This window comes from Gordonia sp. NPDC003424, assembly GCF_053588655.1.
In genome coordinates this window covers 322,358-346,393 of sequence record NZ_JBSFQJ010000004.1, presented here as the reverse complement: position 1 = coordinate 346,393, position 24,036 = coordinate 322,358, and the positions used below count along the sequence as shown (strand labels likewise).

Below are 24,036 nucleotides of genomic sequence, written 5' to 3'. Positions count from 1 at the left end.
GCCATGCGGATCACTCGACCCGTCCGCAATCGGTTGTGCGGCGGTCAGCGCAACGGGTTGATGACCCGCACTCCGCGAAGGCTGCTTCCGTGTGTGAGATCTTCGGTCCAGAGTTCGTCGCAGCCACCGCGGACGGCGGCTTCGAGGATCATCGCGTCGAAGATGGACAGTTCGTGTTTCGCGGCGGTGTGGGCGGCTGCGCGGACGAGTTCGGCATCGGCGGGAACGACGTGCAAGGGCAGGGCATCGAGGACTCGTGCGGCATCGGTACGCGTGCGACCCAGCTTGCGTGTCAGCACCGAATACAACTCGACGAGCACTTGTGTGCTGATGACGGCCTCCGTTGCGCGCGCAGCGAATAGTTCTCGAGCGCGGGACTGCTTGTCGGGGAAACTGTCGTCGAATTGATAGGCGAGAAGATTCGTGTCCAGAAAGACGGTCACTGATCGGCCTTGGGCGCGTCGTCGTACAGCTCGTCGCGTGTCCAGCCTGCGCCGTTGCTGCTTCCGCTCAGATCGCGCGACAGCGCAACGAAATCATCGGCTGCGCGGCGACGGCGAGAAATCTCGATGTCGGTGTCGGCATACTCCCGAAGACGTTGTGCCAGATACTGATTCACCGATTCGCCACGTTCGATCGCGCGTATCCGCGCGCGTTTGAGCGTTTCGTCGTCGACGGTGATGGTCAGGTTCGCCATGGGTCAGTGTAGCACTGATCCCGTGTCACACTGACGGAGGTCTGTCTCGATCACCATCCGCCATGTATCCGACGCGGCGCACGCCGCCTTGACCGAGTATCCGCGTGCTCCACCGCGGACGCGGGACGGCAAGCTCTCACGTGCGCCGGGAGCGTGGTGCAGCGTCCAAATCTGCTGACCAGCCCATCCACCTCACGCCGACCACCGCAAGCGCAGCGGGATATCGGGCAACCGACCGGGCAGGTCGACGTGGCGGTCGAGCAGTTCATCGACCACACCGAGCCCGAGCCGCGTCAGCAAGTCCCTTCCGCCGGCCAGATACGGTTGCGCCGGCCGATCCGGCTCGCGCTCGACGTAGGGCGTCGGTGACTCGCCGGTGATCACCCGGACCATGTTCGTGAATGCCGTCGAGTCCGGGTCCGCCCAGTACTTGCCGTGACCGGAGCCTCCCGACACCAGGGTGCCGGCCAGCGCGCTGTCCTCGGGGTGCGCCGAGTAGTAACCGGTGTCCAGGCGGGTCACCCCCGGCGCACCGTCGGGGTCGCCGCCGTGCGGATTACCGGGCAACGACTGGATGTACTGGATCGGGTCACCGGGCGCGGTCAGCGAGAACCGGCCGACGTCGGGGTTCGGGTTGCGCCACGGCCCGTCGAACACCCCGGTCCCCGCCGACGACGCATAGATCACCCGATCGGCGCGCAGGCCCAACTGCTCGGCGGAGCCGACGACGGACCCGCCATACGAGTGGCCGATCACGGTGGTCACCGCGCCCGGCGACCGTCCGGCGAGTTCGGCGTCGAGCTCCCGGCCGAAGACGACCAGCCGCGGCGCCATCTCGCGGGCGAAACGGGCATCCGCCGCCGAATCGCGCAGCGCGAGCGGAATGCCGACGGTCCCGATCACCCCGAGGACACTCGGTAGCCGTTCGAATCCCAGATCCTGCGGCAGATCACCGTCCAGATACAGGAAGACCGGACCGCCCGTCCGATGGGCCAGCTCCCAGGCCGCGTTCGACTCGCCGGCACTGTTGTTCAGGGAGGTTCGAGTGCCCGGCACGTAGATGGTCGCGTTTCGGGTGTCCGGCCCGATCGCGCCCACCATCTCGATGAAATGACCGTGCGACGACGTATCGAACGCGATGAACCGCCGTTCGGACATCCGATCGTCGGCGGAGTCGCGCCCCTCGTCGCCGGTGCGGTGACTCGCACGCGCGGGGTCGTTGCGCTGCTTCAGGAACGACCGCAGCCGGTCGGCGCGCGGATTACCGGCGCCTCCGCGGCCAGCCTGGATCTCGTCGATCAACGCGTTGCGGATGCTGATCTCGTTGGCGTCGGCGCGAGTGTCGAAGTCGACGCCGTCCATGTTCCCGATCGTGCGCGGGTCGGCCTGTGCGAGCCGACGACGGTCGCGGGTGCTGATCCCGGACAGGAACCGTCGTCGGGCGGCGGGTGTCATCGAGCTCAGCATCGACACCACCGCGTCGGCGTCGACGTGTGCGCCGCCCGGTGAGGCGACCTCGGTTCGACCGTCGAGCAGGGCGAGTAGATCTCCCTGCAACTCGTGCAGACGCCGGCCGTAATCCTCGTCGAGAGCGGCCACGGTATCCAGACCGCCGGCGATGGATGCGGTAAGTGTCTGGGCGCGTTCGTATTCCGCGACATCCTCGTGGCTGGCCACGCCCGTCTCGGAGACCCGGAACCCATCGGATTCGGCGGCCTCGACCGCGCGGAGGACAACCGTGCGTGCATGCGTCAGATCCACCCCGGCGTCGGTGGCCTCGTCGGCGATCCTGTTCAGCACGTCGCGGACCTCCTCGGCGCGATCCCGTAGCGCAGAGACCTTGACGCCCAACGCATCACGTGCCGCACCGAACCAGGCCGTGGTCTCGTCGACAGCGCGGACCACCGCGTCGAGCGCGGTGTCCAGCGTGGTGGCGAATGACTCCGTGAGCGCGCCGGCCGTGGTGATCGCGGCGGTGTCCCACGATCGCAGCTCGGCCAGGGTCGGACGCATCAGCGATGCCGACCACGGCCGAAATATCCTGCGGCAGAACGGTCATCGGTGCTTGCCCGGTCGGCGAACCTGGTGATGGCCGCGGCCGTCGACGTCAGCGCGGCGGCGATCGATGCGGTCGACCTCCGGGCGGGCTGGGCGGTCGTACGCAATGCGGTCAGCACCAGGCTCGAGGACCCGGGCAACGTGGACAGCGCGGTGACGTCGAGAGATTCGATGCGGCTCGCCTCGCTGCGCCATACACTCGCGGTGGCGATCGCCTCCTCGCGGCTGATCCCGAAGGCCGGCGATCCGGATGCCGATGTCATGGCGTCCTCCTGTTCCGATGACGACGACTCGCAGACGTGCCGCGGTCGCGCATGATGATTGGACGCAGGGCCCGACCGTCGGGTTCCCGGGTCGGTGACCCCGGTCACCGCGGAAGCGTTGACCTGCGTCACAACGATTTGTCGCGCCGGGCGATGTCCACGTAGGGTGGTCGCAGAGACGCGCCGCCCGGCGCCGTCCACGCGTCGTAAAACGCTTCTTTGACAGGCAACGGCCTGCTCCTTGACTTCGTACGGCGAACGAATGCGCACAGCTGCGCCTTCGCCACCCGACCATCGCGGTGCCCACTTTCTCGAGTGGCCGTACCGCCGTGCGTCGCAGAGAAGAAAGACTTTTGTCATGACCGTGACCTTCGAGTCGCTCGGCGTGCCCGCCGAACTCGTGAAAGTTCTTGCCGCCGAAGGCAAGACCGAACCCTTCCGAATCCAGGCGCAGACCCTGGCCGACACGCTGGCCGGTGACGACGTCATCGGTTCCGGCAAGACCGGTTCCGGAAAGACCCTGGCGTTCGCCATCCCGCTCGTGGCGGGTCTCGCCGAACTCGGCGTGCGCCGCTCACCCGGCGCGCCGACCGGCCTCATCCTGGCGCCGACCCGTGAACTCGCGACCCAGATCGCCGCCGTCGTCAGCCCGCTCGCGCGTGCCCTGAATCTGTCGGTCACCACCGTGTTCGGCGGGGTCAAGCAGAGTCGTCAGGAACAGGCGCTGCAGCGCGGTGTCGACATCGTCGTCGCCTGCCCCGGCCGGCTCGAAGACCTCATGCGACAGGGAGTCGTGCGCCTCGACGACGTCGAGATCACCGTGCTCGACGAGGCCGACCACATGGCCGACCTGGGCTTCCTGCCCGGCGTGACCCGCATCCTGGCCGCGACCCCGCGCGACGGCCAGCGCATGCTGTTCACCGCCACCCTCGACAACGGCGTCGACAAGCTGGCCAAGCGATTCCTCGATCAACCGCACCTGCACAAGACCGAGGACACCGCACCGCCGGTGGAGATGACCCACCACGTGTTCGAGGTGGCCCCCGGCGACAAGAACGACCTCGTCCGCGAGCTCGCCTCGGGCCAGGGCCGTCGAATCCTGTTCACCCGCACCAAGCACCAGGCCAAGAAGCTGGCGCGCAAGCTCACCGACGGCGGCATCCCGGCGGTCGACCTGCACGGCAACCTGAGCCAGGCGCAACGCGACCGGAACCTGAAGGCATTCTCCGACGACGTCCGGGTCCTCGTGGCCACCGACGTCGCGGCCCGCGGTGTGCACGTCGACGGCGTCGAACTCGTCGTCCACGTCGACCCGCCGGCCGAACACAAGGCCTATCTGCATCGGTCGGGACGTACCGCCCGCGCCGGCAGCTCCGGCGACGTGGTCACCGTCTGCCTGCCCGACCAGCGCCGAGACCTCGCCGGACTCCTCCGCAAGGCCGCGATCACCGTCACCCCCACCCGGGTCGACCCGGCCTCGGCAGAGGTCGACGAACTCGTCGGCGAGCGTGCGGCATTCGTGGCACCCGAGCCGAAGGCGGCACCTCGTCCGGCCACGCGGCAGGCACCCGGTTCGCGGGCCGGCGCACGTGCCGGTGGCCAGCCCGGCCGTCGACGCACCGCCCGCGGCCAGGGGCAAGGACAAGGGCATGGCCAGGGACAGGGACGCGGCCAGGGCCAAGGACGCGGCCAGGGACACGGCCAGGGGCAGGGCGCCGGTCATGGTCGCCCGGGCCGTGCGCAGGGTCGCCGCCGCGTGAAAGATGTTGCGCGCTAGGCATCTCCCGGCTAGCTGACGCCCAGGGCCCGCAACCCGCCGGCGACGCCCGCGGCGATGATCACGACCACCACCAGCGGGGCCTTGCAGAGCGCGGCGATCACGCCGGCCGCAACCCCCGCCGGTCGCGCCCAGCCCACGAGGTCGTGGCCGTCGAAGATCGCCCCGGTCAGCGCCACGCCGACGAGCAGAACCACCGCCGCCCGATTCAGCACGGCGGCGGTGGCCGGACTCATCTGAACCCTCGTGCGCAGGAGCGGACCGGCCACGCGCAGCAGGTAGGTCCCGCCGGCGAGCACCGCGACGCCGACCGCCAGTCCCCAGCCGCTCATCGCACAACCTCCGTGAGCTCGTCGGTCGCCACAGCGGTGGCGGGCGCGGAGTCGGCAGCGGGCGCAAGGCCGGCGCCCGACGTGCCGCGGCCTCGCCGGCCGAGTTCCACGACGACCAGCCCGAACAGTCCCGCCAGGATCGGCAGGCCCGCGGGCAACACGGGTGACAGGGCCACTGCGAGCCCGCCACCGACCAGGGCCGCCATCAGCGTCGAACGACTCCGCAGGGCGGGGAGTGCCAGCGCCGCCAGCAGAGCGGGCAGCGCGGCATCGAGCCCGAGTACCCCCGGATCGGCCACCACGCGGCCGATCATCACCCCGAGCTGCGAACCGAGCGGCCAGCTGACCAGCACGGCGACACCCGAGACGAAAAAGGCGGCCCGGGCGCTCCGCGGCTCCGGTTGGGCACCGGCGATCGCCGCGCTCTCGTCATTGATCAGATGGGCGCCGAGCAGCATCGGCAGCCCGGCGCCGAGGTGCTTGCCGACCGCGAGCCCGTAACCCAGATTCCGGGTGTTCAGCAGCAGACCGGCCAGTGCGGCGACGATGGGCACGCCACCGGCGACCAGGACACCGACGAACACGAACTCCGACGAGCCGGCCAGCACCACGGTCGCGATCGTCAGGATCTGCCACCAGGCGAAGCCCGCCGACTCGGCGGCAACGCCGTACGACGCGCCGATGACCAGGATCGACGCGGTCATGACCACGATCGTGCGCACCGTCGCGGCATCAAGTGTTCTCCACATCGAACGCATAGCCATTATGATGAACACTATGGATGATGTTCGTCAAGATGCACGATCGTCCGTTCCGTCGAACACTGAGCCGACGGCGAACCCGAAGCAACTCGTGGCGACGGCGCTCAAACGGGAACGCACACGCGCGGGTCTGTCCATCGGCGAGCTAGCGCGGCGCGCGGGAATCGGGAAATCGACTCTGTCACAACTGGAATCGGGTGACGGCAACCCCAGCATCGAGACGCTGTGGGCGTTGTCGACCGCACTCGGCCTCCCGTTTGCCGCGTTCCTCGATACAACGACACAGCCGGTGGAGGTCGTCCGATTCGGCGAGGGAGCAGTGTTCTCCGCCGACACCGCGGACTACGTGGCGACGCTGCTGTCGACCGCCCGCCCGGGATCACGCAGCGACATCTACCTGATTCGCGCGGAACCCGGGAATCCACGCGTGTCGGCTCCGCACATGCGCGGAACCGTCGAACGGGTCGTGATCAGCGCCGGCCGCGCGCGGCTCGGGCCCACCGATGCGGCCGTGGAACTCGGTCCGGGCGACTTCATCTCGTACGCCGGGGATGCCGAGCATGTCTTCGACGCCCTCGAGCCCGGCACGGTCGCGGTGATGATCAGTGAGTCGAGCTGACGTCGCCGGTGGTGCCCGTCGGTCACGCGGGCAGGAAGCGTCTGCCCAGGCCGGCGGCCAGCCAGGGTCGCGAGCCCCAGGCGACCGCGCGACCGGTCATCGCCGCCCAGGTCGGTGACACGCGCCCGTAACCGGCGAGCAGCGCGGTCACCGGATCGATGCTGAGGTGGACGTCGGCCGGACGCGGTTCGGCCGGATCGATCTCGAGGCGGCCATCGGTGAACTCGTACACGAACCGCTCGTCACAGCCGCGCAGCCGGATGTCGTAGGTGGCCGAATGGCCGCGGCACGCGTCCTCGTCGACCCAGCTCGGCAGGACCTGGTGCCGGCCACGCGCGATCAGCGGTGACAGGGCGGGATCGATGGGCCACGAGGCGCCGACACCGGAGGCGACGTCGTGACCGTGCACCGCGAACTCGCCGATCAGGATGCCCAGTGCGGCGTCGGCGCGGATACGACGATCCCCGTCGAAATGCATCACCGGCACCCGTGCGCCGAAGTGGCACACCGTGTCGAGTAGCCGGTCGAGGTCGGTGAGGAGGCGCTCGCAGAGCGTACCGATGTCCCGGGTCGGCAGGTTCGCGATCTGCTTGGCGTTGAAGTCGGCGACGTCGCTCGCGCGGGGCGACCAGTCATCCCCGCCGGCGGCCAGGTCGAGGTAGCGCGACGGCGTGCACGCCACGTGACCGAGCAGATCCGTGACCGTCCACGCCGGAGTGCCGGCCAGGCGGACGTCCGGGTTCGCCACGCCGCGCACGAGGTCGACGAACCGGGCGCCGATCTCGCGTGCGGCGTCGATGTAGTCGAACCGCGAATACGTCGTCCTCACGACTGACTGCTCCCATCACCTGACTGCCGCTCAGGATAACCCCGGATGCGGGCCGGGCGCGCGCCGTCGTGATCCGATCGTGTTCACCCTGCAACGCTGAATTGCCTTGGCAATGAGGAACTTTGTGGTAGTGATGGGTGGGCGGTACTGGGACGTTCGACCAAGGTGGCGGGCGGTGGGGTCAGGCCCGGGCGCTCAGCAGACGGTGACGCCGGGGCGACCGCGCGGGATCGGGGAGGAGACCTGCCTCGAGGTCGGCCAGCAACGCGGCCACGGTCTCGGCGGAATCGGCCTTGTTGGTCCCGATGAACCCCGACGGTCCACGCTTGATCCAGCCGGTGACGTACAGGCCGGGCAGCGGTTCGCCGTCGAGTACGATGCGCCCGTTCCGATGCGGGATGACGCCGCGGGCGTCGTCGAACGGAAGTCCGTCGACGGACCCGCCGCGGTAGCCGATCGAGGTGAGGATCAGGCCGGCCTTCATCGTCTCGCTGCCGACGGTGGGGCCGCCGGTGCCATCGTCACCGATCCGATTGCACGAGAAAGTGATTCCGGTGGCTTTCCCGGATTCGTCGATGACCACCGAGGTCGGTGACCGCCGGAATGCCAGGCGGATCCGCGGGCCGTCGACCGCAGGGCGGGCGGCAACCTCGGCGAGCAGGTCGAGTTTGGTCGCGATGGTGGGGTCCTCGGAGTGCGCCCCGTCGAGATCCGCCGGATCGACGACCACGTTCGCACCGCCGTCGACGAGTCCGATCAGTTCCGGCAGGGTGAAGGCGGCCGCGTCGGGCCCACGTCGGCCGACCACCACGACCTCCCGAATCCGTGAGGTCCGCAGCGCGGACAACGCGTGACGCGAGATCGTGCTTCCGGCAAGGCTTTCCGGGTCGGCAGTGAGGATGCGCGCCACGTCGAGGGCGACGTTTCCGTTGCCGACGACGACCGCGCGTCCGCCCGACAGGTCGACCGGCAGATCGTCGAAGTCGGGATGATCGTTGTACCAGCCGACCAGCGACGTCGCGCTCAGCACGCCAAGCGCGGACGTGTTCGCGATCTGCAGTCGCCGATCCGACGATGCGCCACCCGCCCAGATCACCGCCCGGTGCCGACGTCTCATCTCGTCGAGGGAGACGTCACGTCCCACCGTGCACCCCAACCGGACGTCGCACCGTGGATGGCGGGCGATGTCGTCGAACAACCGCATCACCGATCGCGTCGCGGTGTGATCGGGGGCGACGCCGTAGCGGGCCAGGCCGAACGGGCGGCGCAGACGTTCGTAGATGGTCACCGAGATCTGCGGATGCCGCAAGAGTTCGTCGGCGGCATACATCGCCGACGGCCCGGACCCGACGATGCCTACGGAGGCGGGCCCGTCCACCGCGATGCCGCGCGGTTTCGCGATGGGCGCCAAGGGAAGTCGCCGCACCGGGTCGACCGGGAACCGGGCGCCGGTGTCGGCCAACGGGAGGCTGTCACCGAATTGCGCCGCGTTCACCTCGGCGAACCGAGCCTGGTCATCCGTGAGCCGATGACCGGGCACGATGGCGCCGACCGGGCAGGCGCTCACGCACGCACCGCAGTCGACGCACGTCGCGGGATCGATATAGAGCATCTCCGACGTGCCGAACCCGGGTTCCTCGGGCGTCGGGTGAATGCAGTTCACCGGGCATGCGTAGACGCACGAAGCGTCACCGCAGCACGCTTGGGTGACAACGTGAGGCATGGTGTCAGGCCGCGGTATAGGTGGGTTCGCTGCGGAAACGTGACGGACGGCCGCCGATGCCGAGGATCCTCCACAGGAGCCGGGAGATGGGATTCATCAGCCCGCATTGCTCGCCGAGCATTCGGACATCGCCGAAAACGTTGCGCAGGAATCGCTTCGACTCCGCAGATCGCCAGAAGATGTCCCGCATCACGTCATCCGGCACGTCGAAGCGCGTGCGGAAGGTGCGCGGCGGCACCACGATGGCCCCACACAACACGCGCATGGTGATCGGCAGCATCAGTGACAGGAGGAACCGCTGCACGCGGCCCTTCTGCGGAATCGTCTCGCGCAGAAGGTGATGCGCGAAGGAGATGTGTCGCGCCTCCTCGGCCACGTGCAACTGCATGACTGCGGCCATCGTCGGATGCAGGTCGGCGCGCGCCCGCAGGAAGTCCTTCTGGATATGGTCGATGGGCTCTTCGCCACCGAGCACGCCGAAGAAGAAGATCGTCGGAAAGATGGTGGAGAACAACGGGATCAGCGGTGAGATCAGGCGATAGCCGACCTTGGCGCCCGGCACATCCATGCCGGTGCGATTCACGAACTCCTGGAACATCAGGGTGTGATTGCACTCCTCCTTGGATTCGTGCGTGGTGTACCGGAACTCCTTGGCGCCGTTGGGCAACGAGAAGCTGTACTGCATCAGGCCGCGGATCAGCACCGACTCGAACTGCAGGCCCACCTTGGCGACGTTGGCCTGTCGCCACATACCGATCTCGATCTGCTTGGCCCGCGGCTGCGCCTGATACCAGGGATGGCGACCTACCGGGTCCACGTCCTTCGACAGCACCCAGCGCGTGTCGTCGCCGACGATCGCCATGGCCGGGTCGTCCCAGTCGATGTCGATGTACGGATCGAAATTGCGGTGGACCGACGCGGCCGACAGGTCATCGAGGACCTGTGTGTAATCGTCGTCGGCACCCGGCCTGTCGTGCTCGGGAACGTAGGACTCGCCGACGTTGCTCACGGTGTTCGTCATGGGAGATCGGTGACCCTTTTCGTCGTCGGGCATGCCGGGTGAAGTCTGGTGTCTGGGCGACGCTGCGACACCCGTCCGGGAATGCCACGAACCTAAAACGGCCGGCCGTCATTTGTCAACATTCAATGTCACAATCGCCGATGGCACTTAGTGTCGTCGGACCGTGAGTGCGACAGGATGGTGGGCATGGCGCACATCCTGCTTGCGATCATCGCCGTCCTCGGCATCGCCGCGGCCTCCGTCATCGGCCCGCGGATCCGGGTGGCGCCCCCATTGCTCCTGGTCATCGTCGGTGCGGTGGTCGGAGTGCTGCCCATGGTGCCGGCCGTGGAGATCGACCCGGAATGGATTCTGATCGGGGTGCTGCCGCCGCTGCTCTATTCGGCGGCCGTCTCGCTGCCGACCATGGACTTCCGCCGGGATTTCACGGCGATCAGCGCGCTGTCGGTCCTGCTGGTCATCATCAGCACCGTCGTCATGGGGTTCTTCTTCACCTGGGTGCTGCCCGGCATCAACATCGGCACGGGCATCGCCCTTGGCGCCATCGTGTCGCCGACCGACGCGGTCGCGACGTCGATCGCCAAACGCCTCGGGGTACCCGGGCGGGTCACCGCCATGCTCGAGGGGGAGAGCATGCTCAACGACGCGACCGCGTTGGTGCTGCTCAGGTCGGCGATCGCCGCGGCCGGCGCCGGTTTCTCGTTCGGGCACGTGGCCGTCGACTTCGGGTGGGCCGTCCTCGCCGCGGCCGCGATCGGTGCCGCGGTGGGCTGGGCGAACCTGTGGGTCCGGAGCCGGGTCGCGGACGCGACGGTCAACACCGCGATCTCGTTCACCGTGCCGTACCTGGCCTATCTGCCCGCCGAAGAACTCGGAGCGTCGGGACTCGTGGCCGCGGTGACCGCCGGACTCATCGTCGGTGCGGGTGCACCCAGGTACCTCACCCCGCGCCACCGGTTCTCCGACAGCCAGAACTGGAAGACCGTCGAACTGCTCGCCGAGGGTGGCGTGTTCCTGCTCATGGGCCTCGAGTTGTACGGGCTGGTCGTAGACGTGCACAACGAGCACGGCGGTGTCCCGACCGCCGTGTGGATAGGCCTCGCCGCGCTCGGTCTCGCCGTGGTGATCCGGGCGCTGTACGTGGCGCCGCTGGTCTGGTGGCTGGACCGCCGTTCACGGCGCGGCACCGCCATGCGTCCCTACCTGGAGGACATGGGTGCGGTGATCAGCGAGAAGGAGCACCGGATCAAGGCTGCGCGGGGCTCGGCGCCCGACGACAAGCGGCCGCCACCGTGGCTGCGACTGCGGCCGCGATTCGGGCGTCGCCCGACTCCGCCGGACGATCAACTGTCCACCGCCGCATTCGCCGCCAACCCCGGCGCCGCGCAGCAGTACCAGTACCGCATCAGCCGCGCGCTCGCCGACATCGACTACTACGCGTCGGCGCCGATGGGACCCAAGGAAGGTGTCGTCATCGTGTGGGCCGGACTGCGTGGCGTCGTGACCCTAGCGGCGGCGCAAACCCTTCCCGCGGACACTCCGTCGCGCGCCCTGCTGGTCCTGATCGCCTTCGTGGTCGCGGTCGCGTCACTGCTCCTGCAGGGCGGTACCCTCGGCCCGCTGATCCGCGCCTTGCGGATCACCGACTCCAGCGACCTTGTCGCCGAACACAATCGGCTGCGCCTCGAACTGTCACGAACCGCGCAACGGACGATGGCGCAGTCGGAACTCGCGCGCAAATACCCGTGGGTGCGGGCGCGACTCGAACGGCAGGAACGCGAGGACGAGTCCGACGAGGACGCGATGGACGCGAACCTGACCTACCGCACCGCATTCGGCAAGGTGCGCCGAGAGGTGATCGAAGAGCAGCGCAAGACACTGCTGGAGATGCGCGCCACCGGAACCTATTCCTCCGTGCTGCTGACCCGTGAGCTCCAGCAACTCGATGCCGAGGAGATCAGTCTCGACATGCGCGCGGAGGACTGACGTGGCCACCACGGGCGACCCGGCCACCTCGACGGCACGTGTCACCCTCTTGCCCGGCAACGGAATCGTCGTCCGGACAGCGTCATTCCTCTGCGTTCTCGGCGACCGCGACGCGGCGGCGGCATCCGATATCCGTGCCCTCGACGCGTCGGTCGCCGACGGGATGCGGGAAGGCCGCGATGTCGTCGGCGCATTGGCCCAATTGCTCTCTGCCGCCGACAAACCGGTGGCCGTCGCCTTCGCCGCCGCTGACCGCGTGGGGATTTCGGTGTATCTGTCCGGCGCCGTCTTCGCCGAAGTCGACGGACGACGACTTGCGCCCGACGGCGATACGGCGCTCGAGCGCTCCATTCCGTGGCCGATCGAAGGGCTCGGGCTGTATCTCGACGGTGCCGTGCCGGACGAACCCGGCGAGGAGCGTTTCGACCTCGCCGCCGGTACGGTGCCGGCCGCCGGCGCGTTACTGCACACCCCACCCGACCTGCGCGGCAACATCATTCAGACGGACATCGACCACACCGAGTCCAACCCCACCGAGTCCAACCCCACCGAGTCCGACTGCACAGAGTCCGACCGCACAGAGTCCGACCCCACCGAGTCCGACCACACCGACTCCGAGGCCCCGCCCACCGCGCCCGAGCCCGCCGCCGCACCCACATCCGTCGGAGACGGCTACCAGCCGCCCGACACCGAATTCGTGGCGGTCGCCGCGCGACGCACCCTGGTGCGCGGAATACGTTGTCCGCGTGGACACCTCAACCATCCACGCGCGTGGGCGTGTGCGGTGTGCGGGCTGCCGACGGACCGGAGGACCGGGATGCTCACCGACGGCGACCGGCCGCCGTTGGGCTGGCTGCTCCTGGACAACGGCTCGACCTTTCTCCTCGACGAGGATCTGGTGATCGGTCGCGAGCCGACTCCCGATGGGAATCGCCGCCCGGTCGGTCCCAAACCCATCCGAGTCGTCGACGAGACCGGTCAGATGTCCCGGCGACACATCGAGATCCGGCTGGTGGACTGGTCGGTGCATCTCGTCGATCTCGGATCGGCAAACGGTACCTTTGTCACCGCACCCAACACCGGGAACCGGGAGTACCGCATTCCCGCGTATCGCCCCCACGTGCTCGCCCCGGGGTCGCACGTACGGGTCGGTGGCCGACACTTCGTCTTCGAATCACCGCACGCGCGAAACTGATCGGGCGTGCCGACGCCGCCGATCACGGCCGGTTCACGTCAGCAGCGCGGGGGCACTCGAGAAGAGGAAGACGATGAACATCGACAGCAGGAACCACGACGCCCCCTGCCAGACCTGCCATCGTCCGCCCACGCGCCAACATCGGTATGTGCGCCACAGCGCTGCGAGGGCGCCGATGAGCACCACGATCGGCGCCGCCACCACCAGCCCGGTCCGCAGACCATCGGTCGAGGCCCAGGCGACGAGCACGATTGCCAGCCCGAAACCGATTGTCACAACACCATGTACGACCGCACGACGGATCTCGTCGTCCGTCGACCCGGATGCGTGTGTCCCGTTGCGGTTGATGTGCGCGTCGATGATCCCTCACCTCGTCTCTCACCGTACGCCGATGGCCCCCGGATGACGACCAGGTGGACTCCCAGTGAATTGGGGAGGTGACGAAACAGACTGTGGGAGGGACTTTTTCCTCATTGCCCGTATGCGGGTGACGGGGGACCATAGACAATGAGGGGACAAGAGGACGTATCGAGTGAGGAGATGAGACCGGACATGAGCGCGATTCTCGTCGGAGTTGACGGATCGGATGCCTCGAACGCGGCCGTACAGTGGGCCGCCAAGGCAGCCGCAGCAGAGCACGTGGACCTCAAACTGGTCGGCGTCTACGACGTCAGCACAAGCAATTACGCACCTGGACTGATCATCCCGCAGGACGTGGTCGACGCGATCAAGCAGGACGCGACCGACGCCGTGCATGCGGCGGCCGATCTCGCCAAGGAGACCGCGGCGGACGTCTCCGTCGCCACCACCCTGGTCGAGGGTGACGCCGCGCGAGCACTACTCGAACTCGGCAAGGACGCGGGCACCATCGTGCTCGGCACCCGCGGACTCGGTTCGGTCAAGGGACTCTTCCTCGGGTCGGTGTCCACGACCGTCGCCGCCCACTTCCACGGCCGTGTCGTCGTGGTCACCGGAACCGGTGGGGACGGACCGGTGGTCGTCGGTATCGACGACTCGCCGGTCAGCGATGCCGCCGTCGCCGAGGCCTTCCGCCAGGCGTCGCTGCGCAATGCCACGCTGCTCGCCGTGCACACCTGGACCCCGCTCGACGTCGACGCCCTCCACGGGTACGGCATCGAGCCCGAAGAGGTCCATCGGATGTCGCAGGAAGCCGTCGAGGCCCTCGGTGAGCGGCTGGCCGGCTACAGCAGCGACTATCCCGACGTCACCGTCGAGCACAAGGTGATCCCCGAGGAGCCGGCCAAGGCAGTTCTCGACGCGGCCGGCGACACCGCCCAGCTGATCGTCATCGGCAGCCGCGGCCGAGGCGGATTCAAGGGGCTGATGCTCGGCTCCACCAGCCAGAAGATCCTCCACCAGGCCCACTGCCCGGTGATGGTCGTCCGCAGCTGACCCTTCCCCGATCCCGATCCCGCGGTTGCGCCCTGCAGCGCCCGCGGGATCGGTGGTTAGGTGGGTGCTGTGACCCTCAAGAAACGCGAACTGTCGGTCGGTGAACTGGCGCAGCGCGCCGGGATCGCGCCGTCGGCGGTGCGGTTCTACGAGGAACAGGGACTGATCTTCAGTCGCCGGACATCCGGCAATCAGCGACGCTTCCACCGGGCGATGCTGCGCCGCGTCGCATTCATCCGCGCGTCGCAGAGCGCCGGGATACCGCTCTCGGTGATCGCCGAGGTCCTCGCCGAACTCGGCGACCACGAATCGCCGTCCACCGCCATGTGGGAGGCGGCGTCGCGACGCTGGATCGACGACATCAACGAACGCATCGCCTTGCTGGAGAACATGCGCGACATGATCGGCTCGTGCGTCGGCTGCGGCTGCCTGTCGCTGGGCGAATGCCATCTGCTCAACCCGGGCGACGAGATGAACAAACTCGGTCCGGGTCCGCAACGCCTGCTGCGACACTGACCGATCGGCCCGTCCGGGTGGGCGATCGGGGGCGTCGATAGGCTTCACAGCATGGCCAGATCCACCCGCGTGGCGCTCGCCCTCGGCAGCGGCGGCGCCCGCGGCTACGCACACATCGGGGTGATCGCCGAACTCGAGGCCCGCGGCTTCGAGGTGGTCACCGTCGCCGGGTCGTCCATGGGGGCGCTCGTCGGCGGGCTGCACTGCGCCGGCAAACTCGACGACTACGTGGACTGGATCACCGGCCTCACCCAGCTCGACGTCGTCCGCCTGGTGGATGTGTCGCTCTCCAAACCGGGCGTCATCGGTGCCGATCGCATCCTCTCCCGCGTCCGGGAGATCCTCGGGGACACCGTCATCGAGGACCTCGCGACACCGTTCACCGCCGTCGCCACCGACCTCAACGCCGGACGGGCGGTCTGGTTCCAGCGCGGCAGCCTCGTCGACGCGATCCGCGCGTCGATCGCCATCCCGGGCGTCATCAGCCCGCACACCTACGGGGGCCGGCTGCTCGGCGACGGCGGCATCCTCGACCCGCTGCCCGTCGCCCCCACCTCCGGGGTGTCCAGCGACGTGACCATCGGCGTGGTGGTCGGCGCCGACGGCGGCCCCGACGAGGGCGCGACTCGCGAACCCAAGAGCAAGGGACTGCTGCGGCGCAACGTCGAACCGCTGCTCGACAGCGACTTCATGCGGTCGGTGCGCGACCGCTTCGGCATCGACGAACACGAGCCCGTCCCGGCTCCCGAGGAGCCCGTGGCACCGGTCGCCCATGCGGTACCGCGCATGGGACGCTTCGAGGTGCTCAGCCGATCGCTCGACATCATGACCGAAGCGCTCACCCGCTATCAGGTGGCCGGCTATCCGCCCGACATCCTGATCCGGGTGCCGCGAAAGTCGGTCCGCACCTTGGATTTCCACAAGGCGACCGAGATGATCGCGCTCGGCCGGAGCTTGACGGCCACCGCGCTCGACCAGTTGCCCGAGCTCGCTGGATGACGGTCCGGCCCGCGATCGGGGCGCGGTGAAACAGATACCCCGCGGGATCTGGGTGCTGCTGGCCGCCAATGTGGTCATCGCACTCGGATACGGACTCATCGCACCGGCGCTGCCGTCCTTCGCGCGCAGCTTCAACGTCAGTTTCACCGCTGCGTCCGCGGTGGTCTCCGCCTTCGCGGTGATGCGGCTGCTCTTCGCGCCGGCGGCCGGCCGCCTCATCACCGTCTTCGGGGAACGTCGCATCTACCTGATCGGCCTGCTGATCGTCGCGCTGAGCACGTTCGCCACCGCGTTCGCCCAGGGATACTGGCAGCTGCTGCTGTTCCGCGGCGCTGGCGGCATCGGTTCGACCATGTTCACCGTCTCGGCGATGGCGCTGCTCATCCGGATGGCGCCCGGCGACATCCGCGGCCGGGTGTCGGGATACTTCTCGGCCGGGTTCCTCATCGGCAACATCACCGGTCCGCTGATCGGCAGCGCGCTGATCGGTTTCGGACTGCGGATGCCTTTCGTCGTCTACGCGATCGCCCTGCTGATCGCCGCCGCGGTGGTCGCGACGCAGCTGCGTGAACACGGTGGCCGACCCGACTCGGCCGCACCGACCGCCGCCGGCGTCATCGCGTTCCGGACCGCGCTGCGCAACAGCGCCTATCGGGCGATCCTCGCCTCCAACTTCACCCAGGGCTGGGCGTCGCAGGGGGTGCGGGTGGCGGTGGTACCGCTGTTCATCACCGACGGACTGGGCGAGGGCCCCGCGATGGCCGGTGTCGCGCTGGCGATGTTCGCCGTCGGCAACGTCGCGGCGATCATGGTGGCCGGTCGTCTGTCCGACTCGGTCGGCCGCCGGCCGATCATGCTGCCCGGTCTGGCCATCACCGCGGTCGCCACGGCGTCACTCGGATTCTCCCCGAACCTCGCCGTCGCGTTGCTGCTGTCGATGGCCGCCGGTGTGGGGTCGGGGTTGTTCGCGCCCACCCACCAGGCGGCCCTGGCCGACGTGCTGGGGAACCGTCAGCAGGGTGGGTCCGCGCTCGCCGCGTACGGCATGTCGTCGGACCTCGGTGCGGTGTCCGGGCCGATCATCATCGGCTTCGTCGCCGACCGCGCGGGATTCACCCACGCATTCCTGCTCACCGGCGTGGTGGCCGCGGCCGCGTTCGTCATGTGGCTTTTCGCCCGCGAAACCGCCCCATCGGTGATCGGGGAGCCGCCGCCCACCCTGACCGATCCCGACCCCGTCTGACGGTGCGCACCGACCCCAGAATCACGCGCCGGCCAGTGCGATCGGCGGCGAACATCTACCGTTGACACATGAGCGCAGCCACCGCGGATTACGCCCTGGGTTCGACGTCGGAGGTGGGGCGGCTGCGTGCGGTCATGCTCCACCGGCCGGGCGACGAACTGCGCCGCCTCACACCGCGCAACAACGATCAGCTGTTGTTCGACGGGCTGCCGTGGGTGGCGCGCGCACAGGAGGACCACGACGCGTTCGCCGAACTCCTGCGTTCGCACGGCGTCGACGTCTATCTGCTCGGTGACCTGCTGACCGAGACCATCGAACGCAGCGGTGCCGCGCGTGTCCAGGGCGTCGCCGCCGCGGTCAGCGCACGCCGGCTCGGCAATCATCTCGCCGACGATCTGGCCGCTCATCTGCGCGGTCTGCCCGCCCCCGAACTGGCCAACGTCCTGATGGCCGGCCTGACCTTCGACGAACTCCCGGTGACCCCGTCCACCGAATCGGCGTCACTGGTGCGCCGGATGCACCACGGACCCGAGTTCGCCATCGAACCGCTGCCCAATCTGCTGTTCACCCGGGACAGTTCGTTCTGGATCGGCCCGCGCTTCGCCATCACCTCGCTGGCGCTGCCGGCCCGGGTGCGGGAGACGTCGCTGACCGATCTCATCTACGCCCATCATCCGCGCTTCACCGGGGCGCGGCGAGCGTACGAATCGCAGGTGGCGCCGGTCGAGGGCGGCGACGTCCTGCTTCTCGCGCCCGGTGTGGTGGCCGTCGGGGTGGGGGAGCGCACCACTCCCGCCGGCGCAGAAGCTTTGGCGCGCAGTCTGTTCGACGACGGACTCGCGCACACCGTGCTGGCCGTGCCGATCGAGCAGCGACGGGCGTTCATGCACCTCGACACCGTCTGCACCATGGTCGATGTCGATGCGGTCGTCATGTACCCCAACATCGCCGAAAGCATCACGGCCTTCACCCTGAGCCGTGGTGACGACGGCACCGCAACCGTGACGGGAGCGCGTCCCTTCGTCGAGGCGGCGGCCGATGCGATGCAGATCGAGAAGCTGCGTGTCATCGACACCGGCCTCGACCCGGTCACCGCCGAACGCGAACAGTGGGACGACGGCAACAACACCCTGGCCATCGCGCCCGGCGTCGTCGTCTCCTACAACCGCAACGTCGAGACGAACCGTCGGCTGCGCGACTCCGGCATCGAGGTGCTGGAGATCGACGGCCGGGAACTCGGGTCCGGTCGAGGCGGTCCGCGGTGCATGTCCTGTCCGTTGGCGCGCGACGAACTCGACTAGCCATGACCGCGGACCTGGCCGCGCTGCTGAGGATCACCCGTGACGGTCCGGCACCCTACGAACAGGTGCGGGCAGGTGTCGTCGATCTCGTCGGGCGAGGTGAACTACTTGTCGGACAACGGATTCCGACCGTCCGGAAATTGGCCGCCGATCTGGATCTCGCGCCCAACACGGTTGCCCGCAGCTACAAGGAACTCGAGGCGGCCGGAGTCATCGAGACACGCGGACGCCACGGTTCGTTCATCAAGGCGGGCCAGGGTTCGGCGCTGGAGCGGGCGCAGCAGGCGACCATCGACCATGTCACCGCGCTGCGCACGCTCGGCATCGACGACCGCACCATGCTCACGCTGCTCGAACAGGCGATCCGGTCGTCGTGAGTGCCTGATCGTGTGCGATCAGCCCCAACTAGGCAACCAGATCTGCTGATGCCATTGAGCCGGGGAGATCGGGCTCGCGGTGAGGATCGGCCACAGCCACACGAAGTTCGCCACCACCAGACCGACGTAGATCGACACCACCAGCACCGCGAGTGCGCGTCGTTCCGGACGGGCCCGCGCGGTCGCGTTCGCGGTCTGCAGCAGGTCCCCGCAGCACAGCGCCAGGCCCATCACGAGGAACGGTGCCATCACGGTTGCGTAGAAGAAATACATCTGGCGGTCGATGTCGGCGAACCATGGCAGCAGCCCTGCGCCGTACGCGGTGAGGACCGCCGCATACCGCCAGTCGCGCCGGACGATCCACCGCCAGAGCCCCCAGGCGATCATCGGGACCGCCAACCACCACATCGCCGGCGACCCGATCAGCATCTGCGCGCGGACGCACTCACCGGCGCCGCACTGGTCGGGTCCGTTCTCGATCGCGTAGAGCATCGGCCGCAGGCTCATCGGCCATGTCCACGGCTTGGACTCCCACGGATGGTGGTTGCCGGCCGCGTTGGTCAGACCCGCGTGGAACTCGAGAATGCCCGCCTCGTAGTACCAGAGGGACCGCCACGCGCCGGGCACCCAGGCGAACGGTCCGCCGACACCGATCTGGTTGCCGACCTCGTAGCGGTACACCGCGGTCTCGCTGTTGAACCACGGGATGAAGGTCGCCAGATAGATCGCGACCGGCATCACCGTCAGGCTCAGCGCGGATGGCACGAGGTCACGGCGCAGGACACCCAGCCACGGGCGACGCACGTGATAGGCCTTGCGTGCGGCGACGTCGAATCCGATCGCCAGCGCGAAGAAGAAGAGGACGTAGTAGATGCCCGACCACTTGGTCCCGCACGTCAGCCCGAGCATCACGCCGGCGGTGAAGCGATACCAGCGGAAACCCAGACGCGGCCCGAACTCGGTGTCGCCGATCCGGCCCTCGACATAGACCCGGTGCATCCGCGCGCGGACCTGATCGCGGTCGGCGATCAGTGCGGCGAACGTCGCGACCACGAAGAGCGCCTGGAAGATGTCGAGCATGCCCATCCGCGACTGCACGAACAGCACGCCGTCGCAGATCGCGAACACCCCGGCGATCGCACCGATGAGCGTTGATCGCGTCATCCGGCGCACCGAGCAGTAGATCATCACCACGATCGCGATGCCGGACAGCGCCGCGGTGACCCGCCAGCCCATCGGCCCGTACCCGAAGACGGACTCACCGGCGGCGAGCAGCCACTTGCCGACGGGCGGGTGGACGACGAGTCCGTAGGCCGGGTTGTCCTCGATCCAGTTCCCACCGGTCAGCACCTGCCACCCCTGCGGCACGTAATGCTTCTCGTCGAACACCGGGGTGCCCTGGTCGGTCGGCCGTGTCAGGCCCCAGAGTCGGGTCGCCGCCGCGAGGAGGGTGATCACCGCGCCCACCACGAAACCGCGCAGCCGATCGGGTGCCCCGAACACCGGGTCCGGGATCTGCGGACCGGGCCGCGTGCCGAGATCCTCCGCGAGCCCACGATCACCGGGTCCGGCGTCGCCGCCGTCGCCGCCGTCGAACCGATGGTCGAGGACGGGGGTGGTGGTCACCCCGACGATGGTAGTGGGCACTCGTAAGCTGACTCGTGATGAACACCGCCGATGCAGGCCGACTGATCCTCGCCGCCACCCCGATGGGGCAGGTCGACGACGCCTCACCCCGCCTGCGCGCGGCGTTCGCCGCCGCCGACATCGTCGCCGCGGAGGACACCCGGCGCGCCCGGACGCTGGCGGCGGCCCTCGACGTCACCATCGGCGGGTCACTGGTGAGTTACTACGACCAGGTAGAGGCGGCGCGGACACCCGGCCTGGTGGACGCGATCGCGGGCGGGCAGAGCGTGCTGCTGATCACCGACGCCGGGATGCCGTCGGTGAGCGATCCCGGTTTCAAGCTCGTCGCCGCGTGTGCCGATGCCGGGTTGCGGGTCACCTGCCTGCCCGGCCCGTCGGCCGTGACCACCGCGCTCGCGGTCTCGGCCCTGCCGTCGGAGCGGTTCTGCTTCGACGGGTTCGCGCCGCGCCGGCCCGGCGCCCGCCGCGACTGGCTGACGACCCTGATCGAACAGCCGCGTACGACGGTCTTCTTCGACTCGCCGCATCGGTTGGCCGACACGCTCGCCGACGCCGTCGAGATCCTCGGGGCCGACCGTCGCGGGGCGGTCTGCCGGGAGCTGACCAAGACCTATGAAGAAGTGCGGCGGGGCACGCTCGGGGAACTGGCGGACTGGGCGGCCGAAGGTGTGAAGGGCGAGATCACCGTCGTCCTCGAGGGTGGGACTCGCCGTGTCCGTGACCTCGACGAACTGGTCGACGAGGCCGAGGAACTCGTGGATGCCGGGATGCGGTTGAAAGAGGCTTGCGCGCAGGTCACGCGGGATGGTGATGCATCTCGCCGCCAGGTGTACGAGGCGGTGCTGGCGCGTCGCCAGGAGAGGTGATCGGGTGCCCGGGGTTGTCGGGGGCCGGCCCGGACGCGACCCGCAGCGTCACACCCGCTGACAACCGGTAAGGCCGACTGGTGATCAACGCGCCGACGACCCGCCGCAGCCTCGACATCTCCGCCCGCACGGTCACGACGTGGCCGGTGTCGCCGAAGATGAGTCGGCTCAGACGGGCCGACGTGAGCCCGGATTCCTTCGCCTCGGCCAGCAGCAGCAGGATCTGGGCGTGCCGGCGGGTGAGCACGGTGCGCCATTCGTCGCCGTCGCCGACCACGGTGAGCGACGGCTCGCCGCGCAGATCCAGTTCGGCGACAATCGGATTGGCCGGACCCACCCGACGCAGCAGCCAGCCGTCACCGACCTCGAAGGCCACACAGGTGCCGATGCCCGGAACGAACTGGTGAGCGCCGGCGCTCGGCGCGGCCACCGCATCGGGCGGGGTGCATCCGCGGCTGTCCGCCACCCAGCCGTCGCGGTCCACGAGCAGGGCGGGACCGCGGATGCCGGCGAGCCGGGCGCCGGCCGACTTGCGGAGCTCGGCCAGCGAGGTCGCGTGTGCGGTGGCGATCTCGAACTCGGCCAGGGCGGCCAGGGTCGTCGCCAGCGCGGTCGACGACACCTGCACGTGGTCGGCCGACCCGGCGAGCCCGACGACACCCAACAGCACGCCGGTGCGGGGATCGTGGATGGGCGCAGCCGCGCAGTAGAGGCCGTGCAGCGCGCGGTTGTAGTGTTCGTCGCCGACCACCCGAACGGGTCGATTGTCGGCGATCACCAGGCTGACCGCTGTCGTGCGCACCGAAGCCTCGTCCCACACGGAGCCCTCGACGAGCCCCACGGAACCGGTGGCGGTGGGCCACCGGCGCTCGCCGGCGCGCCACAGCAGCACCCCGTCCGCGTCGAACACGGCCATCGCCAGGTCGGTGTTGTCGGTGGTCTCGCCGAAGATACGCCCGAGCCGGTCCATGCCGACTCTCAGCGGGCTCGAATTCCGTCGTCGGACAATCTCTCCCGCAGACACATGGCGCGGAGCGTGGACATCCGGATCGGCGCCCATCGCCGCGACCCGTTGATGTGATGCCGCAATCTGGCCACGTTTCCCCGCCGACATCGTGTCATCGATCCCCGACTGGATCTGTTCCCGACCTTCAGATTCCGGCAGACAATCCGTACCAAACGGTATGGAAGGTTGCATGAGTTAATTTTACCGGAGCAGTAGTTGACGATCGCATCTACGGGTGCGATGTGACATGCCCGACAATGCTGGCCGCCTTGTCGAGGCATTCCTGCCACTCCCGCGACGGATCCGAGTCGATGGTGATCCCACCCCCGACCCCCAGCGTGGCGGTTCCGTCGGGTGCCAGGGTGACCGTCCGGATCGCGACGTTGAGGTCGAGTCCGTGCCCGGGGCCGGCCATGCCGATCGCGCCGCAGTAGACGCCGCGGGGCGCCTGCTCCCAGTCGGCCAGCAGCTCGGCGGCGCGGATCTTCGGTGTGCCGGTCACCGACGCCGGGGGGAAGGTGGCGCGCAGCAGCTCGTTGGTGCCGACCGCCGGATCGAGGATGGCCTCCACGCGGGACACCAGGTGCCACACCCCGGGCGCGCGGACCACCGAGAGCAACTCGGGCACCCGCACCGTTCCGGTGACCGCGACCCGGCCCAGGTCGTTGCGGACGAGGTCGACGATCATCACGTTCTCCGCGACGTCCTTGGCCGATGCGGCCAACGACTCGGGCGGTGCGTCTGCGGCAATGGTGCCCTTGATCGGCGACGACGACACGATGTTGCCGGTGCGCCGAAGGAAGGTCTCGGGGGAGAAGCTGGCGACCGTACCCCAATCGCCTTGCAGGAACGCCGCTTTCGCGGGTGCCGTGGCACCGGCTATCGACGTGAAGAACTCGACCGGGTCGCCGGAGAACGCGCCGGTGAATCGGGTGCACACGCAGGCCTGGTAGACCTCGCCGGCGCGGATCGCCGACAGGCATTTCTCGATCGCGGACAAGTGCGGATCACGTTGCGGTACGGTCCATTCCGCTGTCCACGGCGGCTCCGCGGGAGGTGGCAGCGGTGTGTCGAGCGCGTTCTGCACCCATGCCGGGCAGGCGGCGTCGTCGACACTCTCATAGGACCATCGGCCATCGCGGCCGACGAGGATCGCATCGGTGAGTCCGCCGACGACGGTCGGGGTCGATGATTCGTTGGCGCGCACCGGAAATCCGAGCGAACCGAACCAGAAGCGACCGGGGTCATCCGGCGGTGCGAAGCCGGCCCGCAGATCGATCGACGGCGCGATCACCGCGTCGGCGCCCCACCAGTCGCCGACGAGTGCTGCGGGCGGCGGCATCCCCGCCGACCGGGTGGCCGCGTGCAGGGCCCGTAAGACGTCGAGGGGCGGTGCATTCACCACGC

Annotated in this window: 24 protein-coding genes; 11 read left to right on the top strand and 13 right to left on the bottom strand. The window is 68.8% G+C overall.

Features of this window, described 5'->3' with window-relative positions:
- Nucleotides 1–44 precede the first annotated feature (44 nt).
- From ACWDTI_RS09015 to ACWDTI_RS09000, 4 genes are all read right to left on the bottom strand, one after another.
- On the bottom strand, nucleotides 45–443 hold the full coding sequence (locus ACWDTI_RS09015; protein WP_449737721.1) for a PIN domain-containing protein: 399 nt from the start codon (nucleotides 441–443) through the stop codon (nucleotides 45–47).
- Entirely contained in the window at nucleotides 440–697 is a 258-nt protein-coding gene (locus ACWDTI_RS09010; RefSeq protein WP_449737720.1) for a hypothetical protein, read from the bottom strand. Before ACWDTI_RS09010 ends, ACWDTI_RS09015 begins: the two co-directional genes overlap by 4 nt.
- Before the next feature lie 192 nt (nucleotides 698–889).
- Nucleotides 890–2,710: an alpha/beta hydrolase gene (locus ACWDTI_RS09005; RefSeq protein WP_449737719.1), complete on the bottom strand. Its 1,821-nt coding sequence runs from the start codon at nucleotides 2,708–2,710 to the stop codon at nucleotides 890–892.
- The gene (locus ACWDTI_RS09000) at nucleotides 2,710–3,018 is read right to left on the bottom strand and encodes a hypothetical protein (protein ID WP_449737718.1); all 309 of its coding nucleotides are present in this window, start codon (nucleotides 3,016–3,018) and stop codon (nucleotides 2,710–2,712) included. The genes ACWDTI_RS09005 and ACWDTI_RS09000 overlap by 1 nt, the downstream gene beginning before the upstream one ends.
- A gap of 358 nt (nucleotides 3,019–3,376) precedes the next feature.
- Between ACWDTI_RS09000 and ACWDTI_RS08995 the strand changes: the two genes are divergently transcribed.
- Nucleotides 3,377–4,795, top strand: a complete 1,419-nt coding sequence (locus ACWDTI_RS08995; RefSeq protein WP_449737717.1) for a DEAD/DEAH box helicase — start codon at nucleotides 3,377–3,379, stop codon at nucleotides 4,793–4,795.
- Nucleotides 4,796–4,806: 11 nt separating this feature from the next.
- Here the strand turns inward: ACWDTI_RS08995 and ACWDTI_RS08990 are convergent, their stop codons facing one another.
- Together ACWDTI_RS08990 and ACWDTI_RS08985 are read right to left on the bottom strand one after the other, a co-directional pair.
- Nucleotides 4,807–5,127: an AzlD domain-containing protein gene (locus tag ACWDTI_RS08990; RefSeq protein ID WP_449737716.1), complete on the bottom strand. Its 321-nt coding sequence runs from the start codon at nucleotides 5,125–5,127 to the stop codon at nucleotides 4,807–4,809.
- Entirely contained in the window at nucleotides 5,124–5,885 is a 762-nt protein-coding gene (locus tag ACWDTI_RS08985) for an AzlC family ABC transporter permease (RefSeq protein WP_449737715.1), read from the bottom strand. Before ACWDTI_RS08985 ends, ACWDTI_RS08990 begins: the two co-directional genes overlap by 4 nt.
- A gap of 19 nt (nucleotides 5,886–5,904) precedes the next feature.
- Between ACWDTI_RS08985 and ACWDTI_RS08980 the strand changes: the two genes are divergently transcribed.
- A complete protein-coding gene (locus ACWDTI_RS08980; RefSeq protein WP_449737714.1) occupies nucleotides 5,905–6,507 on the top strand; it encodes a helix-turn-helix domain-containing protein in 603 nt (200 codons plus the stop codon).
- A gap of 22 nt (nucleotides 6,508–6,529) precedes the next feature.
- Here the strand turns inward: ACWDTI_RS08980 and ACWDTI_RS08975 are convergent, their stop codons facing one another.
- From ACWDTI_RS08975 to ACWDTI_RS08965, 3 genes are all read right to left on the bottom strand, one after another.
- Nucleotides 6,530–7,336 (bottom strand): maleylpyruvate isomerase N-terminal domain-containing protein, encoded by an 807-nt coding sequence (locus tag ACWDTI_RS08975; RefSeq protein ID WP_449737713.1) that lies wholly within the window; start codon nucleotides 7,334–7,336, stop codon nucleotides 6,530–6,532.
- A gap of 181 nt (nucleotides 7,337–7,517) precedes the next feature.
- Nucleotides 7,518–9,059, bottom strand: a complete 1,542-nt coding sequence (locus ACWDTI_RS08970; RefSeq protein WP_449737712.1) for a 4Fe-4S binding protein — start codon at nucleotides 9,057–9,059, stop codon at nucleotides 7,518–7,520.
- 4 nt (nucleotides 9,060–9,063) lie between these two features.
- Entirely contained in the window at nucleotides 9,064–10,080 is a 1,017-nt protein-coding gene (locus tag ACWDTI_RS08965; protein WP_449737711.1) for an AurF N-oxygenase family protein, read from the bottom strand.
- A gap of 186 nt (nucleotides 10,081–10,266) precedes the next feature.
- On the opposite strand from ACWDTI_RS08965, the gene ACWDTI_RS08960 reads away from it, so the two are divergent.
- On the top strand, nucleotides 10,267–12,066 hold the full coding sequence (locus tag ACWDTI_RS08960; protein ID WP_449737710.1) for a cation:proton antiporter: 1,800 nt from the start codon (nucleotides 10,267–10,269) through the stop codon (nucleotides 12,064–12,066).
- A gap of 1 nt (nucleotide 12,067) precedes the next feature.
- The gene (locus ACWDTI_RS08955) at nucleotides 12,068–13,261 is read left to right on the top strand and encodes an FHA domain-containing protein (protein ID WP_449737709.1); all 1,194 of its coding nucleotides are present in this window, start codon (nucleotides 12,068–12,070) and stop codon (nucleotides 13,259–13,261) included.
- Nucleotides 13,262–13,294: 33 nt separating this feature from the next.
- Here the strand turns inward: ACWDTI_RS08955 and ACWDTI_RS08950 are convergent, their stop codons facing one another.
- A complete protein-coding gene (locus ACWDTI_RS08950; protein ID WP_449737708.1) occupies nucleotides 13,295–13,537 on the bottom strand; it encodes a hypothetical protein in 243 nt (80 codons plus the stop codon).
- 276 nt (nucleotides 13,538–13,813) lie between these two features.
- On the opposite strand from ACWDTI_RS08950, the gene ACWDTI_RS08945 reads away from it, so the two are divergent.
- The 6 genes from ACWDTI_RS08945 (at nucleotide 13,814) to ACWDTI_RS08920 (ending at nucleotide 19,110) form a co-directional block, all read left to right on the top strand.
- A complete protein-coding gene (locus ACWDTI_RS08945) occupies nucleotides 13,814–14,674 on the top strand; it encodes a universal stress protein (RefSeq protein ID WP_449737707.1) in 861 nt (286 codons plus the stop codon).
- A gap of 69 nt (nucleotides 14,675–14,743) precedes the next feature.
- The gene (gene soxR / locus ACWDTI_RS08940; protein ID WP_449737706.1) at nucleotides 14,744–15,190 is read left to right on the top strand and encodes a redox-sensitive transcriptional activator SoxR; all 447 of its coding nucleotides are present in this window, start codon (nucleotides 14,744–14,746) and stop codon (nucleotides 15,188–15,190) included.
- A gap of 51 nt (nucleotides 15,191–15,241) precedes the next feature.
- Nucleotides 15,242–16,189 (top strand): patatin-like phospholipase family protein, encoded by a 948-nt coding sequence (locus tag ACWDTI_RS08935; RefSeq protein WP_449737705.1) that lies wholly within the window; start codon nucleotides 15,242–15,244, stop codon nucleotides 16,187–16,189.
- A 25-nt stretch (nucleotides 16,190–16,214) separates the two neighbouring features.
- A complete protein-coding gene (locus ACWDTI_RS08930; protein ID WP_449737704.1) occupies nucleotides 16,215–17,432 on the top strand; it encodes an MFS transporter in 1,218 nt (405 codons plus the stop codon).
- Nucleotides 17,433–17,500: 68 nt separating this feature from the next.
- Nucleotides 17,501–18,733: an arginine deiminase gene (locus ACWDTI_RS08925; RefSeq protein ID WP_449737703.1), complete on the top strand. Its 1,233-nt coding sequence runs from the start codon at nucleotides 17,501–17,503 to the stop codon at nucleotides 18,731–18,733.
- A 2-nt stretch (nucleotides 18,734–18,735) separates the two neighbouring features.
- Nucleotides 18,736–19,110, top strand: coding sequence for a GntR family transcriptional regulator (locus ACWDTI_RS08920; protein ID WP_449737702.1), 375 nt, complete (start codon nucleotides 18,736–18,738; stop codon nucleotides 19,108–19,110).
- Nucleotides 19,111–19,128: 18 nt separating this feature from the next.
- Here the strand turns inward: ACWDTI_RS08920 and ACWDTI_RS08915 are convergent, their stop codons facing one another.
- Nucleotides 19,129–20,736, bottom strand: coding sequence for a dolichyl-phosphate-mannose--protein mannosyltransferase (locus ACWDTI_RS08915; RefSeq protein WP_449737701.1), 1,608 nt, complete (start codon nucleotides 20,734–20,736; stop codon nucleotides 19,129–19,131).
- A gap of 38 nt (nucleotides 20,737–20,774) precedes the next feature.
- On the opposite strand from ACWDTI_RS08915, the gene rsmI reads away from it, so the two are divergent.
- Entirely contained in the window at nucleotides 20,775–21,623 is an 849-nt protein-coding gene (gene rsmI / locus ACWDTI_RS08910; protein WP_449737700.1) for a 16S rRNA (cytidine(1402)-2'-O)-methyltransferase, read from the top strand.
- Here rsmI and ACWDTI_RS08905 read toward each other — a convergent pair.
- Together ACWDTI_RS08905 and ACWDTI_RS08900 are read right to left on the bottom strand one after the other, a co-directional pair.
- Nucleotides 21,553–22,593 (bottom strand): GAF domain-containing protein, encoded by a 1,041-nt coding sequence (locus ACWDTI_RS08905; protein WP_449737699.1) that lies wholly within the window; start codon nucleotides 22,591–22,593, stop codon nucleotides 21,553–21,555. The genes rsmI and ACWDTI_RS08905 overlap by 71 nt on opposite strands.
- A 265-nt stretch (nucleotides 22,594–22,858) precedes the next feature.
- Complete coding sequence (locus ACWDTI_RS08900) at nucleotides 22,859–24,031, bottom strand: aminodeoxychorismate synthase component I (RefSeq protein ID WP_449737698.1); 1,173 nt, start codon at nucleotides 24,029–24,031, stop codon at nucleotides 22,859–22,861.
- Between the last annotated feature and the right edge of the window lie 5 nt (nucleotides 24,032–24,036).

Coding starts and splice junctions, on each gene's coding strand:
- ACWDTI_RS08980 (WP_449737714.1), top strand. CDS start 5,905: ATGGATGATGTTCGTCAAGATGCACGATCGTCCGTTCCGTCGAACACT.
- ACWDTI_RS09000 (WP_449737718.1), bottom strand. CDS start 3,018: ATGACATCGGCATCCGGATCGCCGGCCTTCGGGATCAGCCGCGAGGAG.
- ACWDTI_RS08960 (WP_449737710.1), top strand. CDS start 10,267: ATGGCGCACATCCTGCTTGCGATCATCGCCGTCCTCGGCATCGCCGCG.
- ACWDTI_RS08925 (WP_449737703.1), top strand. CDS start 17,501: ATGAGCGCAGCCACCGCGGATTACGCCCTGGGTTCGACGTCGGAGGTG.
- ACWDTI_RS08985 (WP_449737715.1), bottom strand. CDS start 5,885: ATGCGTTCGATGTGGAGAACACTTGATGCCGCGACGGTGCGCACGATC.
- ACWDTI_RS08970 (WP_449737712.1), bottom strand. CDS start 9,059: ATGCCTCACGTTGTCACCCAAGCGTGCTGCGGTGACGCTTCGTGCGTC.
- ACWDTI_RS08990 (WP_449737716.1), bottom strand. CDS start 5,127: ATGAGCGGCTGGGGACTGGCGGTCGGCGTCGCGGTGCTCGCCGGCGGG.
- ACWDTI_RS08905 (WP_449737699.1), bottom strand. CDS start 22,593: ATGGACCGGCTCGGGCGTATCTTCGGCGAGACCACCGACAACACCGAC.
- ACWDTI_RS08920 (WP_449737702.1), top strand. CDS start 18,736: ATGACCGCGGACCTGGCCGCGCTGCTGAGGATCACCCGTGACGGTCCG.
- ACWDTI_RS08945 (WP_449737707.1), top strand. CDS start 13,814: ATGAGCGCGATTCTCGTCGGAGTTGACGGATCGGATGCCTCGAACGCG.
- ACWDTI_RS08935 (WP_449737705.1), top strand. CDS start 15,242: ATGGCCAGATCCACCCGCGTGGCGCTCGCCCTCGGCAGCGGCGGCGCC.
- ACWDTI_RS08965 (WP_449737711.1), bottom strand. CDS start 10,080: ATGACGAACACCGTGAGCAACGTCGGCGAGTCCTACGTTCCCGAGCAC.
- rsmI (WP_449737700.1), top strand. CDS start 20,775: ATGAACACCGCCGATGCAGGCCGACTGATCCTCGCCGCCACCCCGATG.
- ACWDTI_RS09005 (WP_449737719.1), bottom strand. CDS start 2,710: ATGCGTCCGACCCTGGCCGAGCTGCGATCGTGGGACACCGCCGCGATC.
- ACWDTI_RS09010 (WP_449737720.1), bottom strand. CDS start 697: ATGGCGAACCTGACCATCACCGTCGACGACGAAACGCTCAAACGCGCG.
- ACWDTI_RS08995 (WP_449737717.1), top strand. CDS start 3,377: ATGACCGTGACCTTCGAGTCGCTCGGCGTGCCCGCCGAACTCGTGAAA.